This is a genomic window from Marinobacter sp. V34 (assembly GCF_055524115.1).
In genome coordinates, this window is the sequence record NZ_JBUPZY010000010.1 from 93,942 (window position 1) to 113,438 (window position 19,497).

At 56.2% G+C, this 19,497-nt stretch carries 11 protein-coding genes; 9 read left to right on the plus strand and 2 right to left on the minus strand.

Annotated elements, in window-relative coordinates; translation table 11 throughout:
- Nucleotides 1–217 precede the first annotated feature (217 nt).
- Nucleotides 218–7,279: a beta strand repeat-containing protein gene (locus tag AC0B60_RS16225; protein ID WP_465086949.1), complete on the plus strand. Its 7,062-nt coding sequence runs from the start codon at nucleotides 218–220 to the stop codon at nucleotides 7,277–7,279.
- 275 nt (nucleotides 7,280–7,554) lie between these two features.
- Complete coding sequence (locus tag AC0B60_RS16230; protein ID WP_465086950.1) at nucleotides 7,555–8,034, plus strand: nucleoside deaminase; 480 nt, start codon at nucleotides 7,555–7,557, stop codon at nucleotides 8,032–8,034.
- Nucleotides 8,035–8,091: 57 nt separating this feature from the next.
- On the opposite strand, the gene AC0B60_RS16235 is transcribed toward AC0B60_RS16230, so the two are convergent.
- Nucleotides 8,092–10,173, minus strand: a complete 2,082-nt coding sequence (locus tag AC0B60_RS16235; protein WP_465086951.1) for a putative bifunctional diguanylate cyclase/phosphodiesterase — start codon at nucleotides 10,171–10,173, stop codon at nucleotides 8,092–8,094.
- A gap of 376 nt (nucleotides 10,174–10,549) precedes the next feature.
- Between AC0B60_RS16235 and AC0B60_RS16240 the strand changes: the two genes are divergently transcribed.
- Nucleotides 10,550–11,953, plus strand: a complete 1,404-nt coding sequence (locus AC0B60_RS16240) for a pectin acetylesterase-family hydrolase (RefSeq protein ID WP_465087067.1) — start codon at nucleotides 10,550–10,552, stop codon at nucleotides 11,951–11,953.
- A 54-nt stretch (nucleotides 11,954–12,007) separates the two neighbouring features.
- Here AC0B60_RS16240 and AC0B60_RS16245 read toward each other — a convergent pair whose 3' ends face one another.
- The gene (locus AC0B60_RS16245; RefSeq protein WP_465086952.1) at nucleotides 12,008–12,679 is read right to left on the minus strand and encodes a hypothetical protein; all 672 of its coding nucleotides are present in this window, start codon (nucleotides 12,677–12,679) and stop codon (nucleotides 12,008–12,010) included.
- Between the two features lie 267 nt (nucleotides 12,680–12,946).
- Here AC0B60_RS16245 and AC0B60_RS16250 point away from each other — a divergent pair, with 267 nt between their 5' ends.
- The 6 genes from AC0B60_RS16250 (at nucleotide 12,947) to AC0B60_RS16275 (ending at nucleotide 19,483) form a co-directional block, all read left to right on the plus strand.
- Nucleotides 12,947–13,543 (plus strand): hypothetical protein, encoded by a 597-nt coding sequence (locus AC0B60_RS16250; protein WP_465086953.1) that lies wholly within the window; start codon nucleotides 12,947–12,949, stop codon nucleotides 13,541–13,543.
- Nucleotides 13,544–13,573: 30 nt separating this feature from the next.
- Nucleotides 13,574–14,452 carry a hypothetical protein gene (locus tag AC0B60_RS16255; protein WP_465086955.1) on the plus strand — a complete coding sequence of 293 codons (879 nt, stop codon included), beginning with the start codon at nucleotides 13,574–13,576 and terminating at the stop codon, nucleotides 14,450–14,452.
- A 162-nt stretch (nucleotides 14,453–14,614) separates the two neighbouring features.
- A complete protein-coding gene (locus tag AC0B60_RS16260) occupies nucleotides 14,615–14,944 on the plus strand; it encodes a hypothetical protein (protein WP_465086957.1) in 330 nt (109 codons plus the stop codon).
- 74 nt (nucleotides 14,945–15,018) lie between these two features.
- Nucleotides 15,019–16,980 carry an aconitate hydratase gene (locus tag AC0B60_RS16265; RefSeq protein ID WP_465086958.1) on the plus strand — a complete coding sequence of 654 codons (1,962 nt, stop codon included), beginning with the start codon at nucleotides 15,019–15,021 and terminating at the stop codon, nucleotides 16,978–16,980.
- A 41-nt stretch (nucleotides 16,981–17,021) separates the two neighbouring features.
- Nucleotides 17,022–17,900, plus strand: a complete 879-nt coding sequence (gene yghU / locus AC0B60_RS16270) for a glutathione-dependent disulfide-bond oxidoreductase (protein WP_465086959.1) — start codon at nucleotides 17,022–17,024, stop codon at nucleotides 17,898–17,900.
- Nucleotides 17,900–19,483, plus strand: coding sequence for a PQQ-dependent sugar dehydrogenase (locus tag AC0B60_RS16275; RefSeq protein WP_465086960.1), 1,584 nt, complete (start codon nucleotides 17,900–17,902; stop codon nucleotides 19,481–19,483). The genes yghU and AC0B60_RS16275 overlap by 1 nt, the downstream gene beginning before the upstream one ends.
- Nucleotides 19,484–19,497 lie beyond the last annotated feature (14 nt).

Sequence of the window (19,497 nt, forward strand, 5' to 3'; positions counted from 1 at the left end):
ATTGCGTCCCCTGCTCATATTTCTTCTGCTCGCTGTTGGTTACGCGGGTGCTGCTTCCGCACAAACGGTGAGGCTAAATAGCGACCCGGTCAGCGCCGGGGGTGTAACGTTTGATACAGATATCACTAGTTCCATTTTCGGAAGCTTTGACTTTGATGCACTCAGTGTTGGCAGCGGTGCTTCTCAACCGCTTACAGGGAGTGGTACGAGCCTTTCTGTGGCGCTGAGTCAGGAAGTCACAATTAACAGTGTCAGCATTTCATTCCAAACCAATGCTCAGGGCGTCGTGATCGAATTTCTCTCCGGTGGTTCTGTCCAGAAAACCATCGGGCCAAATCTTAGCGGTACCCAGACAGTTGCAGCCTGCGCTGATCAAATCCGCATTGTTGATCGCTTTGCTAGCAGCAGCGGGGGGCTCGATCTACAGGACGTCGACTTCACGATCGGCGCGTGCGTGTCTAACTCGGCGCCAACCGACATTTCCCTCAGCTCCACCAGTGTTAATCAAAGCAGCGGCTCCAACGCGACAGTAGGCAATCTCAGCGCGACAGATGCGGATGGAGACAGCCAGACGTACACACTGGTGTCTGGCACCGGCGATGGCGACAACGCCAGTTTTAATATCAGTGGCAGTAGCCTGAGGGCTGATAATGCTTCGTCATTGGCGCCAGGCAACTACGCCGTTCGCATCCAAACAAATGATGGCGCCGGCGGCACTTATGCGGAAGCTTTCGCGATTACGGTTGTGGATGATGTCGCGCCCGGTTATCAGAACAGCACGCCATCTGTCTCCGGGACAACAGACAGCCAGACAACATTAACGGTCAGGCTCAATGAAATTGGTACGGCCTATTACGTTGTTGTAGCCGATGGTGCCGGGGCGCCGTCGAGTGCTCAGACCAAAGCCGGGCAGGATAGCAGCGGCAGTGGCGCATTGGTCAGCGGCAGCATTAGCGTATCGAGCGCCGGCCAGAATGTTACAGGTACCGTCACCGGTCTGAGTTCCGCAACGGCTTACGATATATACGTTGTGGCAGAGGACGATGAGGGAACGCCGAATCTCCAGGCCAGCCCTACATCCGTCAATGTGACGACTGACATTCGGCCAGACAGCGATGGCGATCTGACGGCCGCAGGCGGTGTCAGCGAGCCGGTCGTGTTGCCTACAACCGCAAACACCGTGGGTGACAGCGTCAGCGTCTTTGATTTTACGTTGAGCGATGGCGGCACCAGCGACGGGCTTGCCTTGGCAGTGTCGCAGGTTGTGGTAAACGTTTCAGGTACTAGCAGCGATGCGGACCGCAACAAGATTACCTGGCGCTTGAACGGCAACGACGCTACCAATGTAACGGGTACCTACAATGCGGGTGCCGACACGGTTACGTTCTCAAGCCTCAGCATTTCTGTTGCTGATGGCGCCAGCGAAATCTACACCGTCAACGCCTACTATAACGACAACACCAATGTTATGGATGGCAATACTGTTGTTCTATCAGTGGATGGCGATACAGGCGTAACCGTGGACGGGTCGGGTACGGCCATGGGGTCGACCGTCGCCGTCAATAATGGCAGCGGCAGCACGATTGGCGTGACCGCGACAGGACTTGTGTTTACCACCCAGCCTTCAGGTTCCGTTTCCGGCAGTGCTTTGACGACCCAGCCGGTCGTGACGGCCCGGGACAGTTTCGGCAACATTGATGTGGATTTCTCGGAAACTGTCACGTTGACGGAAGCTAGTGCCGGTAGCCTGTCAGGTGATGTGGATGTTACGGCGGTTAATGGTGTCGCGACGTTTACGGATGTGATTTACAGCGCTACGGCGGACCAGCAGAGTTTTACGCTGACGGCGAATGATCAGGATGGCGTTGGTGCCAACCTGGCCACAGTAAATGCCAGCTCAGTTACTGCTGATGTGGTTGCCACCAAGTTGGCGTTCAGTGCTGAACCCAGCCCAACCTATGTTCCCAGCGGCAGTGCTACCAGCTTTACCACGGTACCTGTCGTAAACGCTGTGGATGCCGACGACGTTGTTGATACGGGGTACAGCACCGGTGTGACGCTGTCCGAAGTTAACAGTGCGGGCTCGGTTTTGTTGTCGGGAACCGGGGATACGGACGGCAGTGGCAGTACCGTCTCTTTGACGCCAACGGCGGGAGTCGCCGCGTTCACAGGGCTTCAGATCACTTATACCGCGAGCGGGGCGGGCAGCGAGACATTCAACTTGCGTGCTTCGTCGGGCGGGCTTTCGACGGCAGACAGTACCCAGCTCACCACCAACCAGGTACCCTCGTTTGACGAAGGCGCCAGTACGAACCTGGCAGTTAATGAAGACGACAGCGCCACCAGTATCAGCGATTTGCTGGCGACAACCGATGGGGATTCCGGTAATACGCTGACCTGGACGGCGACATCGTCACCCAGCAAGGGCTCACTTGCCGGATTGCCCGCCAATGCAACGTCTACGGGTGGCTCGGTAACACCGGGTAGCGTGACCTACGCCCCGACGGCAGATGCCACAGGTGCAGACAGTTTCGTGATTCAGGTCAGCGATGGCCTGAACACCGACACGCTGACGGTCAATGTCACCATCAATCCACGACCCACGGTTGCATTGACCAGCGCGGAGTCCGGTTCGACCAATGCATCACCCTTTGAGGTAACGGCCACGTTCAGTGAATCAGTGACCGGCTTTGATAGCGGCGATGTCGTGGTTGGTAATGGCAGCATCGACAGTGTTACCGGTGCGGGTACCACGTACACGATTGCGATCGCACCCACGACTGAAAACTCGGTTACGGTGGATATTCCAGCCAATAGCGCCACGGATGCAGGCGATGCCGGCAACGAAGCTGCTGTTCAGTTCTCAGTAGGCTATGACGTCACAAACCCCACGCTTTCCGCTGTGGACCTGGTGGCTGCCTCGGATACTGGCGTCGATAACGACGATGTGACCCGGGATACCACGCCGACCATCAGCTTTACGGCTGACGACGCCTCCCTTGAAATTGACTGGGACGACGGAAATGGCTTTGCAAACGCGGGAACCGCTACGGGTAACCGTCAGCAAGTTACACTCGGTACGGCATACAGCGCCGACGGTGACAAAACGATTCAGGTGCGCGCGACGGATGATGCCGGTAACAGTGCCACAGAATCGCTGACCATTACCCTGAATACCGCGCCGCCCAGTGCCGTGGCGGACACGGTCAGCCTGAATGAAGACACCGCACTGGCGATAGATGTGCTGGTCAACGACACCAATGCCGCTGGCACCATCAACCCAGCCAGCGTCTTCGTGGCGAGTCAGCCAACCAATGGTAGTCTGACACTGACTCCGGCGACCGGTACGCTCACTTATGTACCGGACGCTGATTTCAGCGGCAGCGATAGCTTCACGTATAACGTTGAGAATCTGGCCGGAACCGTGTCGAACACCGCGACCGTCACCATTGCCGTGAACGCCGTGAATGATTCGCCGGTGGCGGTTGACGACCTGGCCAACACGGCACAGGACAGTGCACAAACCATTGATGTTCTGGCTAACGACGGTGATGTGGATGCCGGTGACGCACCGGACAGCAGCACATTAACGCTAACCGGGACGCCGTCAAACGGATTGGCAACCGTTCAGGCCGGCATGATTGTCTATACACCGGGCACCGGTTTCAGCGGCAGTGACAGCGTCCAGTACCGTGTCCGCGACAACGACGGCGCCTACTCCAACGAGGCCACTGTCTACCTCAATGTCAGTGGTGCCAACAGTCGGCCGACGGCGGTTAACGACAGCGACAGCGTGGACGAAGACAATCCGGTGACGATCGATTTGCTGGCCAATGACAGCGACTCCGACGGAACCCTGGACAGCGAATCGGTACGCCTGGTCGGCAGCCCCGGCAATGGTGCGGTAACGCTTAACAGTGGCAGTGCGACGTATACGCCGAACGCCGATTACAGTGGCAATGACAGCTTCAGCTATGTTGTTGCTGATGACGCTGGTGCGCTGTCTGCCATCGCGACCGTATCACTAACCATCAATGCGGTAGATGATGCCCCACGGGCCGCAGATGATGTGGCCAGAATCCTGGGCCAGGTTGCCCATAAAGTGAATGTGCTGGGCAACGATACCGATGTCGACGGCACTCTGAACGCCGCCACTGTTGCTATTGTTGATGTGCCGGTAGAAGGCACCACAGCCATTGATCCGGTCACCGGTGCGATCAGTTATACACCGGGTGGTGGCTTTGCCAACGAAGACAGCCTGACTTACACGGTTCAGGACGATAATGGCAACGTTTCAGAGAAGGCGACGCTCACGCTCCGGCTTGCAGGTTTGAACGAAGCGCCTCAGGCGACTGACGACACGGCAACGCTGGACGAAGACCAGTCCGTAACGGTCTCAATTCTCGATAATGATACCGACGTCGATGGCAACATCGATGTATCCACCGTCGTCATCACCACGGCACCGTTTCATGGTTTGGCGAGCGTGGATAGCACTGGCGAGCTTAGCTTCCAGCCGGATGCCAACTACCATGGCAGCGACCAGCTACAGTACACCGTGGCGGATGCTGCGGGCGCTGTGTCCAGCCCGGCAATTGTGGTGTTCACGATTGATCCGGTGAACGACGCGCCGACGATCAGTGGCTCGCCGGCCAACGAGGTATTCGAAGGTGTCGCCTACAGCTTTACACCCAATATGGCTGATCAGGAAGGGGATACGCTTACAACAACGGCGACAGGCCTGCCGGCATGGCTGTCTCTGGACAGTGATAGCGGCTTGCTCGAGGGGACACCGCAGCGGGAGGATGCCGGCACAAGCAGCAGCATTCTCGTGACCGTTTCTGATGGCAGTGCCAGTGCGCAACTGGCCGCTTATACGCTGACAGTGATCCCGGATCTGGATCGCGATGGCACCCGGGATAGCCAGGATGATGACATTGACGGCGATGGCCTTTCCAATGACTTTGAGAATCAGTATGGCCTGGATCCGGAGGATGCCAGCGATGCTGCCGGTGATCTGGACAACGATGGCCTGGACAATGCTGGCGAGCAGCAAGCCGGAACCGACCCGACACGGGATGATCAGCCGCCGGTGCTGAACCAGCCAGATACGCTGGTCGTTAACGCGACTGGCCTGCTGACAGCGATAGGCACGCCAACACCGCCGCAGGCAGCCGACGCGCTGGATGGTCCTGTTGACGTGACGTTGGTGACCACGCGCGCGCGCTTCCGCCCCGGCGTGCACACGCTCAAATGGGCAGCGCAGGACGCGGCAGGCAACAGCGCCACTATTGATCAGCGTCTTGAGGTCAACCCACTTGTTTCCCTGGCGAAAAATCAGGTGCAGGTGGAAGGTGCCACGGCGTCAGTCCGATTCCTGCTCAACGGTGATGCGCCGAATTATCCGTTCACCGTCAACTACGGCGTGGGTGGAACTACGGACGCAGGCGATCACGACCTGACTGCAGGTTTAGTGACGTTCACTGCCGGTGAGCTGGAAACCTCTGTGGCGGTTGCTATCACCGATGACGGTCAGCCGGAAGGACGCGAAACGCTGATTGTGCGCCTGGTAGACGACGGCAATTTTGGCGCCAAGCGCGAGCATGTGGTGACCGTTGTCGAGGAGAATATCGCGCCACGGCTCGATCTCTCCGTGACCCAGGACGGTCAGGAAGTCCGCTTGGCCATTCGTGGCGGCGAGCCATTGGTCTTTAATGCCACGGTTGTTGATGCAAACCCGGCCGACAGCCACTCCTTCGAATGGACGTTCCCGGAGGGTGCGGACTCTACCAACGACGACGATCCCATGCAGGTGCTGGACCCCTCCAGTCTGGAACCGGGCGTCTATCGCGCCAGGGTCACCGTTTATGACGACGGAAGCCCTGCCTTGAGCTCGTCAACCGTCCAGGCGTTCCGCATCATTGCGGTAGCACCGACGCTGAGCAGTACCAACGATAGCGATGGCGACGGCATTGATGATGCCACGGAAGGGCTGACGGATACCGATAAAGATGGTCAGCCGGATTACCTGGACGCGATTCCTCTCGCCAATGTGCTTAACGAGGCGGCGGGAGATGATAACCGATTCCTGGTAGAAGCCGATCCGGGCGTTGAACTGAAACTTGGCGAGCGTGCTCTTGCCAACAACGCTGACGGTGCTCTTCTGCTGAATGAAGAAGTCAGCGCAGACACAACAATTCCGGAAGACACCGTAATGAACGTCGGGGGTTACTTCGACATGATCGTGCGGGAGATGCCGACGGCGGGCGCCAGCGTTAACATCGTGTTTCCACAGCGCCTGCAGGTACCGGAGAACCCGTTATACCGTAAATTCATCGCTGGTGAATGGATCACCTTCATTGAAAACGGGCGCAACCTGCTGGCTTCTTCCGCGGGTGAAGAAGGCATCTGTCCGCCGCCGGGCTCTGATGCCTACGAGCCGGGCCTGACCGCAGGGCACTGGTGTGTGCAGCTCACCATTGAGGATGGCGGTCCGAATGACGCGGACGGCACCGTGAACAGTGTGGTGGAAGATCCAGGTGGTGTGGGTACCCAGGCGAACTACAGCCTGTCGTCAGGCAGTGGCGGTGGTGGTGCTATGAGCCCCTGGTGGCTCCTGCTGGGCCTGGCAGGCGCTATCCGCCTGCGGGGGCGAGCGTTGCTGGCGTTAGCCCTGTTGGCCGGCAGTGCATTGGCACAGGCTGATTCTTCGTGGTTTTCCCCGGATCGCTTCAGCGCATCAGCGCAGGCCATGTATGTGACGACGTCACAAGGTGAGGACGAGTTTCGCAGCGATCTGAGCAACGGTACGTTTGATCCCGAGATACGCAACTATGGCGAAAACCGGTTCGGTTACAGCCTGGAGGTGGGTTACCGCTATTGGCACCGATTCTCCGTTACCGCCGGTTATATCGATTTCGGCGACGTAGACGTCGACTTCAACACCCAAGGCAATGACACCGCCGCATTGCGTCGCGCGATTCGGGATGCTTACCCCATCAGCGGTGATGGTTGGACATTGGCGCAGGCATACGCTCATCCCGTGACTCAGCGCCTGAACGCGCGTCTGGAGCTGGGCTTGTTACGCTGGGATGGCGAAGTGGACGTGGGCAACGATAGGCTCAGCAGTGATATTGATGCCGAAACTGACGTTTTCTTTGGCTTAGGCCTGAATTACGAACTGCGGGATGGTCTGCGCACCGGTATACAAATCCGGAACTACAACGTTTCCGGTCAGGATCTGATGACATGGGGTCTGCGGTTCAGTTATAACCTCTAGTTCGCCAGGCCTGCGTCGGTGTTGATTGCCGGGCGGGCCTCCTCGAACGTTTCACCGCTGGCCATCAAATCCACAGTTAAAAGGCAAAGCATGAATTCACATCAATCGCGCCTGGTGGCAAGCTCTTGATACAGTAGACGCCTAATTAGCGTTACTGGACGTACCCTGCTGCACTGCAGCTCCAAAAAGACCGCCGGCACGCTGCAACGCCAAGGACGTTGGACGACATCTGCATTTCTACGTCGATATTGGCCCCAGGATTCGAGGAGCACGTCATGGTGAACGATGGAGAGATACAGCACCTGCGTCGGTGTATAGAGCTTGCAACTGAGGCTCTAGAGCTAGGTGACGAGCCATTCGGTTCGGTGCTTGTGGCAGCAGACGGGAAAGTTCTTTTTGAAGATCACAACCACGTTGCCTCAGGTGATCGAACCCGCCATCCGGAGTTCGAGATTGCGCGGTGGGCTGCAGCGAATATGACCCCGGAGGCCAGAGCAGAAGCAACTGTCTATACTTCTGGTGAGCATTGTCCAATGTGTTCCGCCGCCCACGGCTGGGTCGGCCTGGGACGTATCGTGTATGTGAGCTCTTCCGAGCAATTGGCGGCATGGCTTATCGATCTTGGAGTTCCAGCACCTCCCGTACGAGCGTTACCAATCCGAGAAGTCGTTTCAAACGTGGCAGTTGATGGCCCGGTTCCCGGTCTTGCCGAACAGGTGCGTGATCTGCACCGTCGTTTTCATAGCTCAACATAGTTGGCAGCAGCATTCTTCTGTCAGCGATGCCAACAGTCGTCACGCAGCTTCGCTCACCTAAGTAACCAGAGCCGATTCCGTACGTTTGGTCATGTGAGCAATCTTCTCGAGCAACGCTTCGGGTGGGGCAGGCCTGGCCAACAGATATCCTTGAAGGGTATTGCAACCAAGCTGGGTCAGTAACGCTTGTTGTTCTGCTGTTTCTACACCTTCTGCGACGATCCTCATGTCCAGCGTTTTGCCTAGAGCAATGATCGCCTGGATGATTGCTTCATCATCATTATCCTGGGCCAGTTCGGTAATAAAGCCGCGGTCTATTTTCAGTTCGTTGGCTGGCAGACGTTTGAGATAGAGCAGGCTTGAGTAGCCGGTGCCAAAGTCATCGATGGAAATCGACACGCCCAGATCTGACAGTTTGTTCAATACGGTGAGGCTGGTCTCTGCGTTGCACATGGCCGTTGTTTCTGTAATTTCGAGCACCAGGTGCGAAGGGGCCAGGGAGTGTTTCCTCAATGCCTCGCGAACCACGTCAACCAGGCTGTGATGTTCCAGCTGAACCGCTGACAGGTTTACCGCCACACTCCACTCTCGATGGCCCTGATCGTACCAGGCCCGCATTTGCCGGCAGGCTTCTTCGATGACCCAGTTGCCAATGGGCACGATCAGCCCCGAGCTCTCCGCTAGCGGGAGGAAACGGTCGGGTGGCAGGAATCCGTGATCGGGGCTTTGCCATCTCAGTAGGGCTTCGAGTCCAGTCATGGGGCCGTCTGGTGCAACAAACTTGGGCTGATAATGCAGAACCAGCTCGTTGCGGCTGACGGCCTGTCGCAGATTCTGCTGCATTTGCATCTGTAGGTGCACATCGGCGTTCATGCCGTGTTCGAAAAAGCAGTAGCCGTTGCGGCCCTGTTTTTTGGCGTGGTACATGGCTGCGTCTGCATTCACCATCAGCTCATGTTCGGTTTTACCGTCCTGGGGGTAAATCGCGATACCGACACTGGTGGAGATGTGAAGGGGAATACTAGAGGTTTCGTAAGGCTGCTCAATGGAATCAATTAACCGCTGCGCAAATACGGCGGAAGTTTCCGGTGAGCAGGGCTCCAACAAGAGTACAAACTCATCCCCTCCAAGCCTCGCGGCAGTGTCTCCCTCACGTTTGTTTGCAAGCAGGCGATTCGCCACTTCTTTGAGTAACTGATCTCCGACATGGTGCCCGTGCATGTCGTTGATCGCCTTAAAGCCGTCAAGGTCCAAAAACAGTGCGGCAAACCCACTGTTGTTTCTCTCAGCTCGGTGTATCGCCTGCTCCAATCGATCGCCCAACAGAACACGATTTGGTATGCGGGTCAGGTTGTCCTGAAGGGCGAGCTTGATGAGTTCGTTATTGGCGTCATCGAGTGAGTTGGACAGCTGGCTTGTGCGCACATCAAGCATTGACACGATTAGTGCAATGGCGAACACCGCAAGGCTGACAATGATGACCAGAACAGCCAGCCACTTTGTATCGATCCCGCTGTTGGCCGCGCCACAGATGCTGTTGATCGGGAATTTGGAAGCTGCCATTCCCGTATAGTGCATGCCGATAATGGCGCATCCCATAACCAGGGACGCTCCAATGCGGCCGAAGGTAGTGCGCTTGGTTTCCTCCCGCAGACGAAAGGCCAGCCAAAGGGCTGCTGTTGACGCAACGATAGCGATAACGATGGACAATCCAACCAGCCAGGGTACATAAAAAATGTACGGATGCATGAGCAATGCTTCCATACCGATGTAGTGCATGCTGGCTACACCCAGGCCCATCAGTAGGCCACCCGAAACCAACCGGCTCAAGGGCAAGGTGTCCTGGCAGACCAGATACAGTGCGAAAGCAGAACACGCGATGGCGATGAGCAATGAAATCAGGGTGAGGGGAACGTCGTAGCCTAATTCGATGGGAAGGCGAAAGGCGAGCATGCCGATAAAGTGCATGGACCAGATGCCAAAACCCATGGCGATGGAACCGCCAATCAGCCATAGAACGGCAGATCGCCCCGATGCGCTGGATACACGGCTGGCCATATTCAGGGCCGTGTAGGATGCAAGGATGGCAATTATAATAGAGCAGGCGACCAACGCCTCATTGTAACTGCTCTCTAACATCGAAGACTCGCTTAATGTATTGGCGGGTTAAGTGAATTGCAGTCGCCTGATGTTGAGCGCCGCCTGCCAGTTGTTGCCTAAATATCCATTTTATTTCAGAAGCTTAGTTTCTAAATAGTGCCAAATTGTTACGTTTTATGTCGTGATGAGCGTGCTCTTAGTCCCATCGGGCCAATATTAAGTAAGCAGTAGGGCGGCAATTCTTTCCAATTCAATCATTTCCTTTATGTTTTCCAATAACGCTATTACCTATCAATTTTTAGGACAATTTGTTCTACGGGCATTTATTGAAATGACAGAGTGTCACGTCTAGCTTCGATAAGATGGGGTTAAGTTCGATGACGGCGTACGCCCCAATAACAACAATCAAGGAGGGATACCTGTGAAAACCAGCATCAAGAACCAACTGCTAGCTGTTCTTATTCTATTGGGCGTCACTGGCCCTGCAATGGCGGAACTGGGCGACTACGGATTCTGGCGAACACTCGGAAACCTGGTTAATCCGCCGTCTGCGGATAACCCGGTTACTGCAGCACAGCGTCAGGGTGACTACCCTTTACTTGCCAACCCTCCGGGGTTTAACGATGGTTTTTCGCCAGGCAACTATTACGCCTGGCAAACCATTCCTCTGGCGCCTGAAACCGGCGCTGTCTGCGGTAACGGCTCTGAGTACAAGTTCTTCGTGAATCGGGTACCGAATACCAGCAATACAATTATCTATCTGGAAGGGGGCGGTGCCTGCTGGGATTATGAAAGCTGCTCTGGCCAGACGGGGATTCGAGGCGCTCGCAACCCGGATGGTATTCCCGATGACTACATGAGCCTGACGAACCCGAGTGCCAGCCTGGTCAGCCCGTTTGTGGTGCGCCTGAATCCACTGACATCAGTCAAGACCCAGAACTGGAACATGGTTTATATTCCGTACTGTACGGGCGACGTCTACTCTGGTGACAAGGTGGCCGTGTACGAGGACCCCGAAGGGGAGGCGGAGCCATTGATCTGGCATCACAATGGCCTTCGCAACACCCGCGCAGCCATTTCGTGGGTGAAGGATAATCTGCAGCGGCCCAAGCAGTTGCTGACGACGGGGTGCAGTGCCGGTGGCCTGGGTAGTTTGACCAATTACCACCCGACCCGTCGTGATATGGAGCCGAACCGGGGGTACATGATCAACGATTCGGGGCCGGCTTTCAGTGCACCTTCCGGAGCGGATCCAGACGTTTATCCTTCGGTATTGCTGCAGTCGTTTATCCGTGATGCCTGGGGCCTGGACCAGTCCAGCGGTCCGTTGGAATACCTCAGCGACGGGCTGCCACTGATGAACCTGAATGATCTCGGCTCTTTGTATACGGCCCTTTCTGCGGAGCTGCCGAATGATCGGATGGGGCACACACATTTCTGGCAGGACCTGAATTACTCTTCATACTCCTATGAACGCTTTTATCCGGAGATTGAGAATGCGCCGGATCAGGCCACGAAGGAGGCGTTGATTCATGAGCGTTGGTATACGGATACAGAGCGCCTGAAAGGCACTCTGTCCAATCTGAGTAACTTTGGGTACTACCTGCCATGGTTCCGCGATGTGAACGAGAGCCACTGCACCACAATCATCGAATTCGCCAATTCGGACATCCAGGAAGTCGGGTTGGAACTGGATGACTTTGTGGCCAACGTGTTGAACGGAAGTGGCGCTGTGATGCAGGCCTCTGAAACCGATCAGCAGGCTGACTATAACAAGCCGTTCAATCCGCTCTATTGGGCACTTGATCAGCTTTTGTAGCAAATTGGGTCTCAGGTTCTTCGGAATCGGGGAGCTGACTGGAACGGCGATGCGTTATTGTGGCGCATCGCCGTTTTTGTGAGCGGCCACGCGGGCTTCCAGCAATCGCTGGCGTAAGTATTCGTTGCGGGTCATCCCGGAGGGCACTTTGGCCATAGCCATTACCTCTTTTACGATCTGTTTTTCCTGCTGCTTATAGGCTTCAAACTCCGGCTTGGGTTTGGCCAGCCACTCTTCCTTGCGAGCCTTCGCAGCGGCATTCTGCCGGTCAATCAGGCCTTGCAGCGCCCGCTTTTGTTCGGCTTCGTCCTCAATGGTGAGTTTCGTCATGGCAATGCGAACCATCAGGCTCTCTGCTGCGCTGACCTGTCCCTCGCGCTGATACTCGGTAAGGCGCTGTTCCAGCATTGCGGCCTCCGCTGCGCGCTCTTCCGAAGACAGGCCCTCAGCGTTCGCGAAAAAAGTGTGTAGTTCTTCCTCAAAGTCGAGCCGGTTGGCGAGTTCCAGTGTTTCCGGGTTCTCCAGCAAGGCCTGTTGCTCGGGTGTGAGCCTGCTGTTTTGGCTCTGGCTTGACGATGTAGGTTCTTGAGGCCGTACTTGGATAGCTTGAGGGGTGCTGATGGATCTTGTGTTGTCGGTTGGGGAGTCAGTTTGGCCCAGCCAAAAAGAAACACCGACCGCAACGGCCACGATACCGATGGCAGGCACGAGAACAATTCGTTTCATGGCAGTTCCCCTTGTCTATTGTCTCCCTGATTCCAATTCGGGCTTGGTCAGCTCCGGAAACCGAGGCTGACAATCATCATATTAGCTCAACCTTAGCTGCCACAAACCCCTTGTGTCGGGCAGTATTTTATTGCTTTATTAACTTCCTGACATAAACTTCAGTAGTTTGTCTTTTCTGGATAGTCTTCGTTGTGAGGCGGACGCCTGAGTTTGAAATGCAACGAATCACATATAACTGGCTTTGTATTATCAAATAGGGATTATGGAATGCGAAAGTTCTTTGTTCTGGCGTCTACGCTTGCGGTGTCGTTACCTGTCTTGAGTCACGCGGATGAGGTCGTTCTGGATGATATGATCGTGCAGGGAAGTCTGTGTGCAGGCGAGGACTGTGTTGCCGATGCTGAGTTTGGTTTCGACACGCTCCGGCTACACTCACCAACGCCCCAGATCCTGCTACAGGACACCAGCGTATCGGCGAGTTTCCCGACACAGGATTGGTTGTTGGGCATCACGGACGGTGGCTCGGCATTGCCGTCGTCGTTCTTTATCAGGAATTTAACCAGCCAGCTTGATTCTGTAGTGCTCTCTGCAGAAGGCGACGTAGCCTTGGGAGCCGGCGCGGAAGTGGTGGCGGATGCGATCTCGGTCGGTGATTTGGGCACCGAGCGCCGGGTAACGTTTGTGGCGGATGCTGTGGACGATAGTGATGCGGTAACACTGGCGCAGTTCAACACATTCAAAGCGACAGCGACAGACTCGGTGTCTGATGACGTGGATGCCCTGGATGCTCGTCTGGCCGGCCTAGAATCCCGCCTGACTGACCTGGTTGATCGACTTGAGGCTGTTGCGGCCCAGATTGACTAACAACACTTGCTCAGCTGGGAACCATCAATCATGAAATTGTTCAAATACAGCTTTCTTGTAGTGTGTGCAGCCATGGCTTCAGCGTCTAATGCTGATCAAATCACGGCGGATGATATGGTCGTGCAGGGCAATCTGTGCATCGGTACGGATTGTGTTAATGGCGAGGACTTCTCCAGTGGCGTTCTTAAACTCAAGGAAAACAACCTCCGTATACGCTGGTACGATTCAACAGCAACGACTGGAGGGCCGGTTCGGCAAACGTTCCCCGGCACGTATATAGACGGTGAAGTCGGTCAATCCTGGCGCTTGGACGCAAATCAGACTTCGAATGGAGGCGATAATGGGCTTTACATCAGTCAGATGAGCCTTGTGGATTACCCGGTATACAGTGATGGAAGTGCACCTGACTATGACTGCTCTGGTGCTTCTGCTAACCCGAGACCCATTATCGGAACCATTCCCGAAGGTGATCCTGCCGAGGACTCATTAAATTGCTCACCGTATAGTGAGTTTTTACAGTTAAACGTACTCGCCATGAATGGTAGCTTGAACGGTGGAGTTTCCCTAGGTGCAGGCGCGGAAATTGCGGATGGTGAAGTGCGCTTAGGCAACGATGATCTCAAGCGTCGACTGGTCCATGTGGCCAGAGCGATTGCGGATAGCGATGTGTTGATCAAAGAGCAACTGGATCAGGGACTGTTTCAGGCGCAACAGATTCGGATGAATGAAATCGAAGCATTGATGACCATGGCTGAAAATGAGCTGGAGGTTCTGGAACAAGAGGTGGCGACAAACGGTAGCAATGGCAGTGGCAGTGGCAGAAGCGGTGGCGGTGGCGCAGCCGGTTGGCTGTTGTTACTGCTACCATTGGCCGCATTGAAATTCCGCAATCGCAAGGCACTTGCCTGATCTACTGGTTAGCCTTGTTGATTGGAGTTAACCTTTCCAGTCAACAGGGCTGCACCGATTCCTGATATGGTCCATCTGGGCTAGCGTTTACGCCCAATCCGTCCGGGACGACCACGCAATTCACGCACCAACAACGCTTGGTGTTTTCGGGAGTAAAACCTCATGAAGCCAACCCTATGCACTTTTGTCTTTCTGGCGGCGCTTAGCGTTAATAGCTGGGCCCAAGAGGTGGATTACGATAAACGCAACCTGCACATCTTTTGCGCCTCACATCTGAAGTTGCTCAGCGGCACGCTTGATGATGGAGGCGATGAATATAAGGCGCTAATGTTTATGTCCGGTGTTCACCGGGACGAGGCAACCGGGATGGGCGCCACTGAAAAGAACTTCAGCGATGTGAACACTTATCTGAAAAAAGTACGCAACACCAGCAAACCAAAGTGGAGCAGCCTGACGTCCCGAAGCAAGGAGCTGTGTTTCCCCCGGTCCTGACGACAGGGTTGGCCCACGGGATCTATAGTTAACGGTATGAAGGTCTGAAATCTGGCTCGCATGGAGGTCATCCGATGACGAAACAGACAAAGAAGCAACCGCGTAGCGTCGCCACTAAGCTGATCGAGTCACACCTGGTGTCGGGAACGATGAATGTTGGCGAGGAAGTCGGGCTGAAGATCGATCAAACGCTGACCCAGGATGCGACCGGCACCCTGGTCATGCTTGAACTGGAGGCCATGGGCCTCGACCAGGTCAAAACCGAGTTGTCCGCGCAGTATGTTGACCACAACCTGCTGCAGACCGACAACCGCAACCCGGACGACCACGTGTTTCTGCGCGGCGCCTGCGAAAGGTTTGGCATCTGGTTCAGCCCGGCCGGGTCAGGGGTAAGTCATCCTGTACACATGGAGCGCTTTGGCAAGCCGGGCAAAACCCTTCTTGGTTCGGACAGCCATACCTGCGCAGCCGGTTCTCTCGGGATGCTGGCAATGGGGGCTGGCGGTCTGGCTGTGGCCATGGCCATGTGTGGAGAGCCGTTCTATCTCAACATGCCTAAGGTCATGGGCGTGAAGCTGACCGGTCAACTGCCTGACTGGGTAAGCGCCAAAGATGTGATTCTGGAAATGCTTCGCCGCCACGGAGTGAAGGGCGGTGCCGGGAAAATTATCGAGTATTACGGGCCGGGCCTGAAAGGGCTGTCCGCGATGGACCGCCATGTGATCGCGAACATGGGGCAGGAGATGGGACACACCGCTACGGTGTTCCCGGCGGACGATGCGGTGCGGGATTTTCTCCGGCAGCAACAGCGGGAAGACGACTTCCAAAGGCTGGAAGCCGACCGCGGCGCCACCTACGATCTGCATGACGAGATCGATCTGGGCAAGCTGGAGCCGTTGATTGCACTCCCCAGTAGTCCCGGGAAGGTGTTCCCGGTGCGGGAAGTGGCTGGCGAGACTATCTACCAGGCCTACATTGGGTCCTCCGCGAATCCTGGCCTGAGGGATTTCGCAGTTCCTGCGATGATGGTGAAGGGCCGTCAGGTTCGCGAGGGAGTATCTTTCGATATCAACCCCACGTCGCGTCAGGTTCTGGAAAACCTGGTAGAACTGGGTCATCTTACCGATCTGCTCAGCGCTGGGGCGCGCCTGCATCAGACCGGCTGCAATGGCTGCATTGGCATGGGTCAGGCACCGGCAACGGATCAGATCAGCCTGCGCACCGTTCCACGGAACTTTGCGGGCCGTTCGGGTACCGACGAAGACAAGGTCTGTCTCTGCAGCCCTGAAACAGCCACGGCGTCTGCGTTGACCGGCGTGATTACAGACCCTCGTGATCTGGACATGGCCTATCCTGTGTTCGACGAGCGCAGCACCTTTTATGTGGACGATCGCAATATCCGTCCGCCGGCGAAGCATCCGGAACTGACGGTGGTTGAGAAGGGACCGAACATCAGCACCCTGCCGACGTTTGAGGCGCTGCCTGACTCGTTGAAGGCACCGGTTCTGCTCAAGGTTGGTGACGATGTTTCCACCGACGACATCCTGCCTGCCGGCTCCCGGATACTGCCGTTCCGCAGTAACATTCCTGCCATCAGCGAGTTCACTTATATCCGGCTGGACCCAACCTATCCGGAACGGGCAAAAGAGTATCAGGGCACCGGGTCTCTGATCGTTGGCGGTGACAATTACGGCCAGGGGTCAAGCCGTGAACATGCGGCGCTGGCGCCCCGTTATCTGGGCGTGCGAGCAGTGATTGCCAAGAGTTACTCGCGCATACACTGGCAGAACCTGTCCAGCTTTGGTGTGTTGCCTTTGAGCTTTGTCACTCCGGAGAACTTCGATAGCATCGAGCAAGGCGATGAGTTATCGATTGAGGGGCTGGTTGAAGCGTTAAAAGCCGGGGACAGGATTGTTGCGAAAAATACCCGGAACGGCGAACGTTATGAACTGACGCATGAACTCAGCGAGCGTCAGGTCCGTATGGTTATCGAAGGCGGACTGCTGAACATGATGCGCCAGGAACTGGCCGCGTGAGGCCTTGTTACCCATAGATCCACTAAATTGAGGAAGAATGAATGACCGATGATACCTACACGCCCCCGAGAGTCTGGAAATGGGATGCCGAGAGCGGCGGAGCCTTCTCGCAAATCAATCGCCCGATTGCCGGCCCCACTCACGAGAAAGAATTGCCGGTAGGGGAGCACCCGTTTCAGGTTTATTCACTGGCGACCCCGAATGGCGTGAAGGCCACGATCATGTTTGAGGAACTCTTGGCCAAGGGCGTCAAGGAAGCGGAATACGACGCCTGGCTGATTCGTATCACCGAGGGTGAGCAGTTTGGCAGTGGTTTCGTAAAGGCAAACCCGAACTCCAAGATCCCGGCAATGATGGACCACACCCACAAGCCGGCCGTCCGCGTGTTTGAATCCGGCTCCATCCTGCTTTACCTCGCTGAAAAGTTTGGCGAATTTCTGCCGACGGACATTGTGGCGCGCACGGAAACCATGAACTGGTTGTTCTGGCAAATGGGCAGTGCGCCGTTCCTGGGGGGTGGCTTTGGCCATTTCTACGCCTACGCACCGGAAAAATATGAATACCCGATCAACCGCTACACCATGGAAGTGAAACGCCAGTTGGATGTGCTGGACCGCCAACTAGCTGATAACCGCTACATCGCGGGTGATGAATACACCATCGCGGATATGGCGATCTGGCCCTGGTACGGTGCGCTGGTGAAAAACAAGGTATACGACGCGGCGGAATTCCTGGAAGCGCACACCTACAAGAACGTGATGCGTTGGGCCGATGAAATCGCAGAACGCCCGGCGGTCAAGCGCGGACTGATGGTAAACCGCACCTGGGGCGAGGAGCACAGGCAGTTGCACGAACGGCACGACGCCAGTGACTTTGAACTGCGCACCCAGGATAAGCTGGAGTCTTCCGGAGAGAAGTAATGGCAGCATCGGTCGGTTGGAGGGCAGTGGTGTTGGCGTTCATCGTAGCGTTGATTGCTGGCTCTGTGCTGGGTAGCCTCGTGCAGACCCAGTTCAATCTCCAGGCGCTGGAAGGCCTGGGGGTCGAAATCAGTATGGGAGCCCGTCTGGAAACCACAATTCAGGATTTGCTGAACTTTGCACCCTTGTACGCCATCCTCTTTGGGCTCAGTTTCCTGTTTTCCCAGGGGGCTGCTTCTATTGTGGCCCGGCTGATTGGTCATTCCGGCCGTTTATGGTTGTGCCCGCTTGCCGCGGCGGTGGGACTCTGGGCGACCTTGCGGATTGTGGATGTATTGGCGCCCATGCCTACGTTAATCGCTGCCACACGTGATCTGGTCGGCCTGTTCGCCATGCTGGCAACGGCTGCTTTTTCGGGTTGGCTGTTTGCTGTTCTGGTTTCGCGTCTGCCCCGTAGAAATGGCAAAGCCTCAGCCGCACCTGTTGCGATGTTGCTGATGGTTGGCGGGCTGGCGCTGCCTGATTCTGATGCCTTGGCGGATCAGGCGCCGGGTTACACGATTGAAACCGTGGCCAGTGGCCTCGAACACCCTTGGTCGTTGGCCTTCCTGCCCGACGGGCGAATGTTGGTTACCGAACGGCCGGGGCGGTTGCGAATGCTGGCGGCCAACGGCGACCTGATGCCGGAACCGCTGGGCGGTGTGCCGGAGGTTTTCGCATCCGGCCAGGCGGGTTTGTTTGAAGTGCTTCCTGCCAGAAATTTCGAGGACAGCCGCCAGATCTATCTAAGCTATGCCTGTGGCACCATGGACGCCAATCACACCTGCCTGGCAAGGGGGCGGCTTGGCGAGCAGGGCCTGGAGAATGTGAGCGAACTATTCCGGGTACAACCGGCCAAGAAGGGCAATGCCCACTATGGTGGGCGGATGGCGTGGTTGCCGGACAATACGCTGGTGTTAACTCTCGGAGATGGCTTTGATTACCGGGAACAGGCCCAACGGCCCCAGAACCACATTGGCAGTATTGTGCGCCTGAACCCCGACGGCAGCGTTCCGGATGACAACCCTTTTGCAGGGCACGATTCGTACCAGGGTGAAATCTACAGTTTTGGACACCGCAATGTGCAGGGGCTGGCCTATGACCGGGAACGTGGCAAGCTCATTGCCCACGAACATGGTCCTCGTGGTGGTGACGAAATCAATGTTATCCGTCCGGGTGCCAATTATGGCTGGCCGGTCACCACTCATGGGCTGGATTACACCGGCGCCCGGGTAACGCCGTTCAAGGAGCGTGAGGGCATTGTAGCGCCAATGTTGCACTGGACGCCGTCCATCGCCCCGTCGGGTATGACCGTTTATTCAGGTGATCTGTTTCCTCAGTGGCAAGGCGATCTGCTGGTGGGCGGGCTGGTGACCCGGCAGGTGCATCGTGTCCGGTTGGTGGATGGTGAAGCAGCGGAAGTGGGAACCTTGTTCGGCGATCTGGGCGAACGCATCAGGGCCGTAGTAACGGGCCCTGATGGTTCGGTTTACCTGCTAACGGACAACGCTGACGGGCGTGTTCTGAAAGTCACGCCAGACTAGTGCGAGTGTCCAGG

Coding starts and splice junctions, on each gene's coding strand:
- AC0B60_RS16230 (WP_465086950.1), top strand. CDS start 7,555: ATGGTGAACGATGGAGAGATACAGCACCTGCGTCGGTGTATAGAGCTT.
- AC0B60_RS16235 (WP_465086951.1), bottom strand. CDS start 10,173: ATGTTAGAGAGCAGTTACAATGAGGCGTTGGTCGCCTGCTCTATTATA.
- AC0B60_RS16245 (WP_465086952.1), bottom strand. CDS start 12,679: ATGAAACGAATTGTTCTCGTGCCTGCCATCGGTATCGTGGCCGTTGCG.
- AC0B60_RS16250 (WP_465086953.1), top strand. CDS start 12,947: ATGCGAAAGTTCTTTGTTCTGGCGTCTACGCTTGCGGTGTCGTTACCT.
- AC0B60_RS16255 (WP_465086955.1), top strand. CDS start 13,574: ATGAAATTGTTCAAATACAGCTTTCTTGTAGTGTGTGCAGCCATGGCT.
- AC0B60_RS16260 (WP_465086957.1), top strand. CDS start 14,615: ATGAAGCCAACCCTATGCACTTTTGTCTTTCTGGCGGCGCTTAGCGTT.
- AC0B60_RS16265 (WP_465086958.1), top strand. CDS start 15,019: ATGACGAAACAGACAAAGAAGCAACCGCGTAGCGTCGCCACTAAGCTG.
- yghU (WP_465086959.1), top strand. CDS start 17,022: ATGACCGATGATACCTACACGCCCCCGAGAGTCTGGAAATGGGATGCC.
- AC0B60_RS16275 (WP_465086960.1), top strand. CDS start 17,900: ATGGCAGCATCGGTCGGTTGGAGGGCAGTGGTGTTGGCGTTCATCGTA.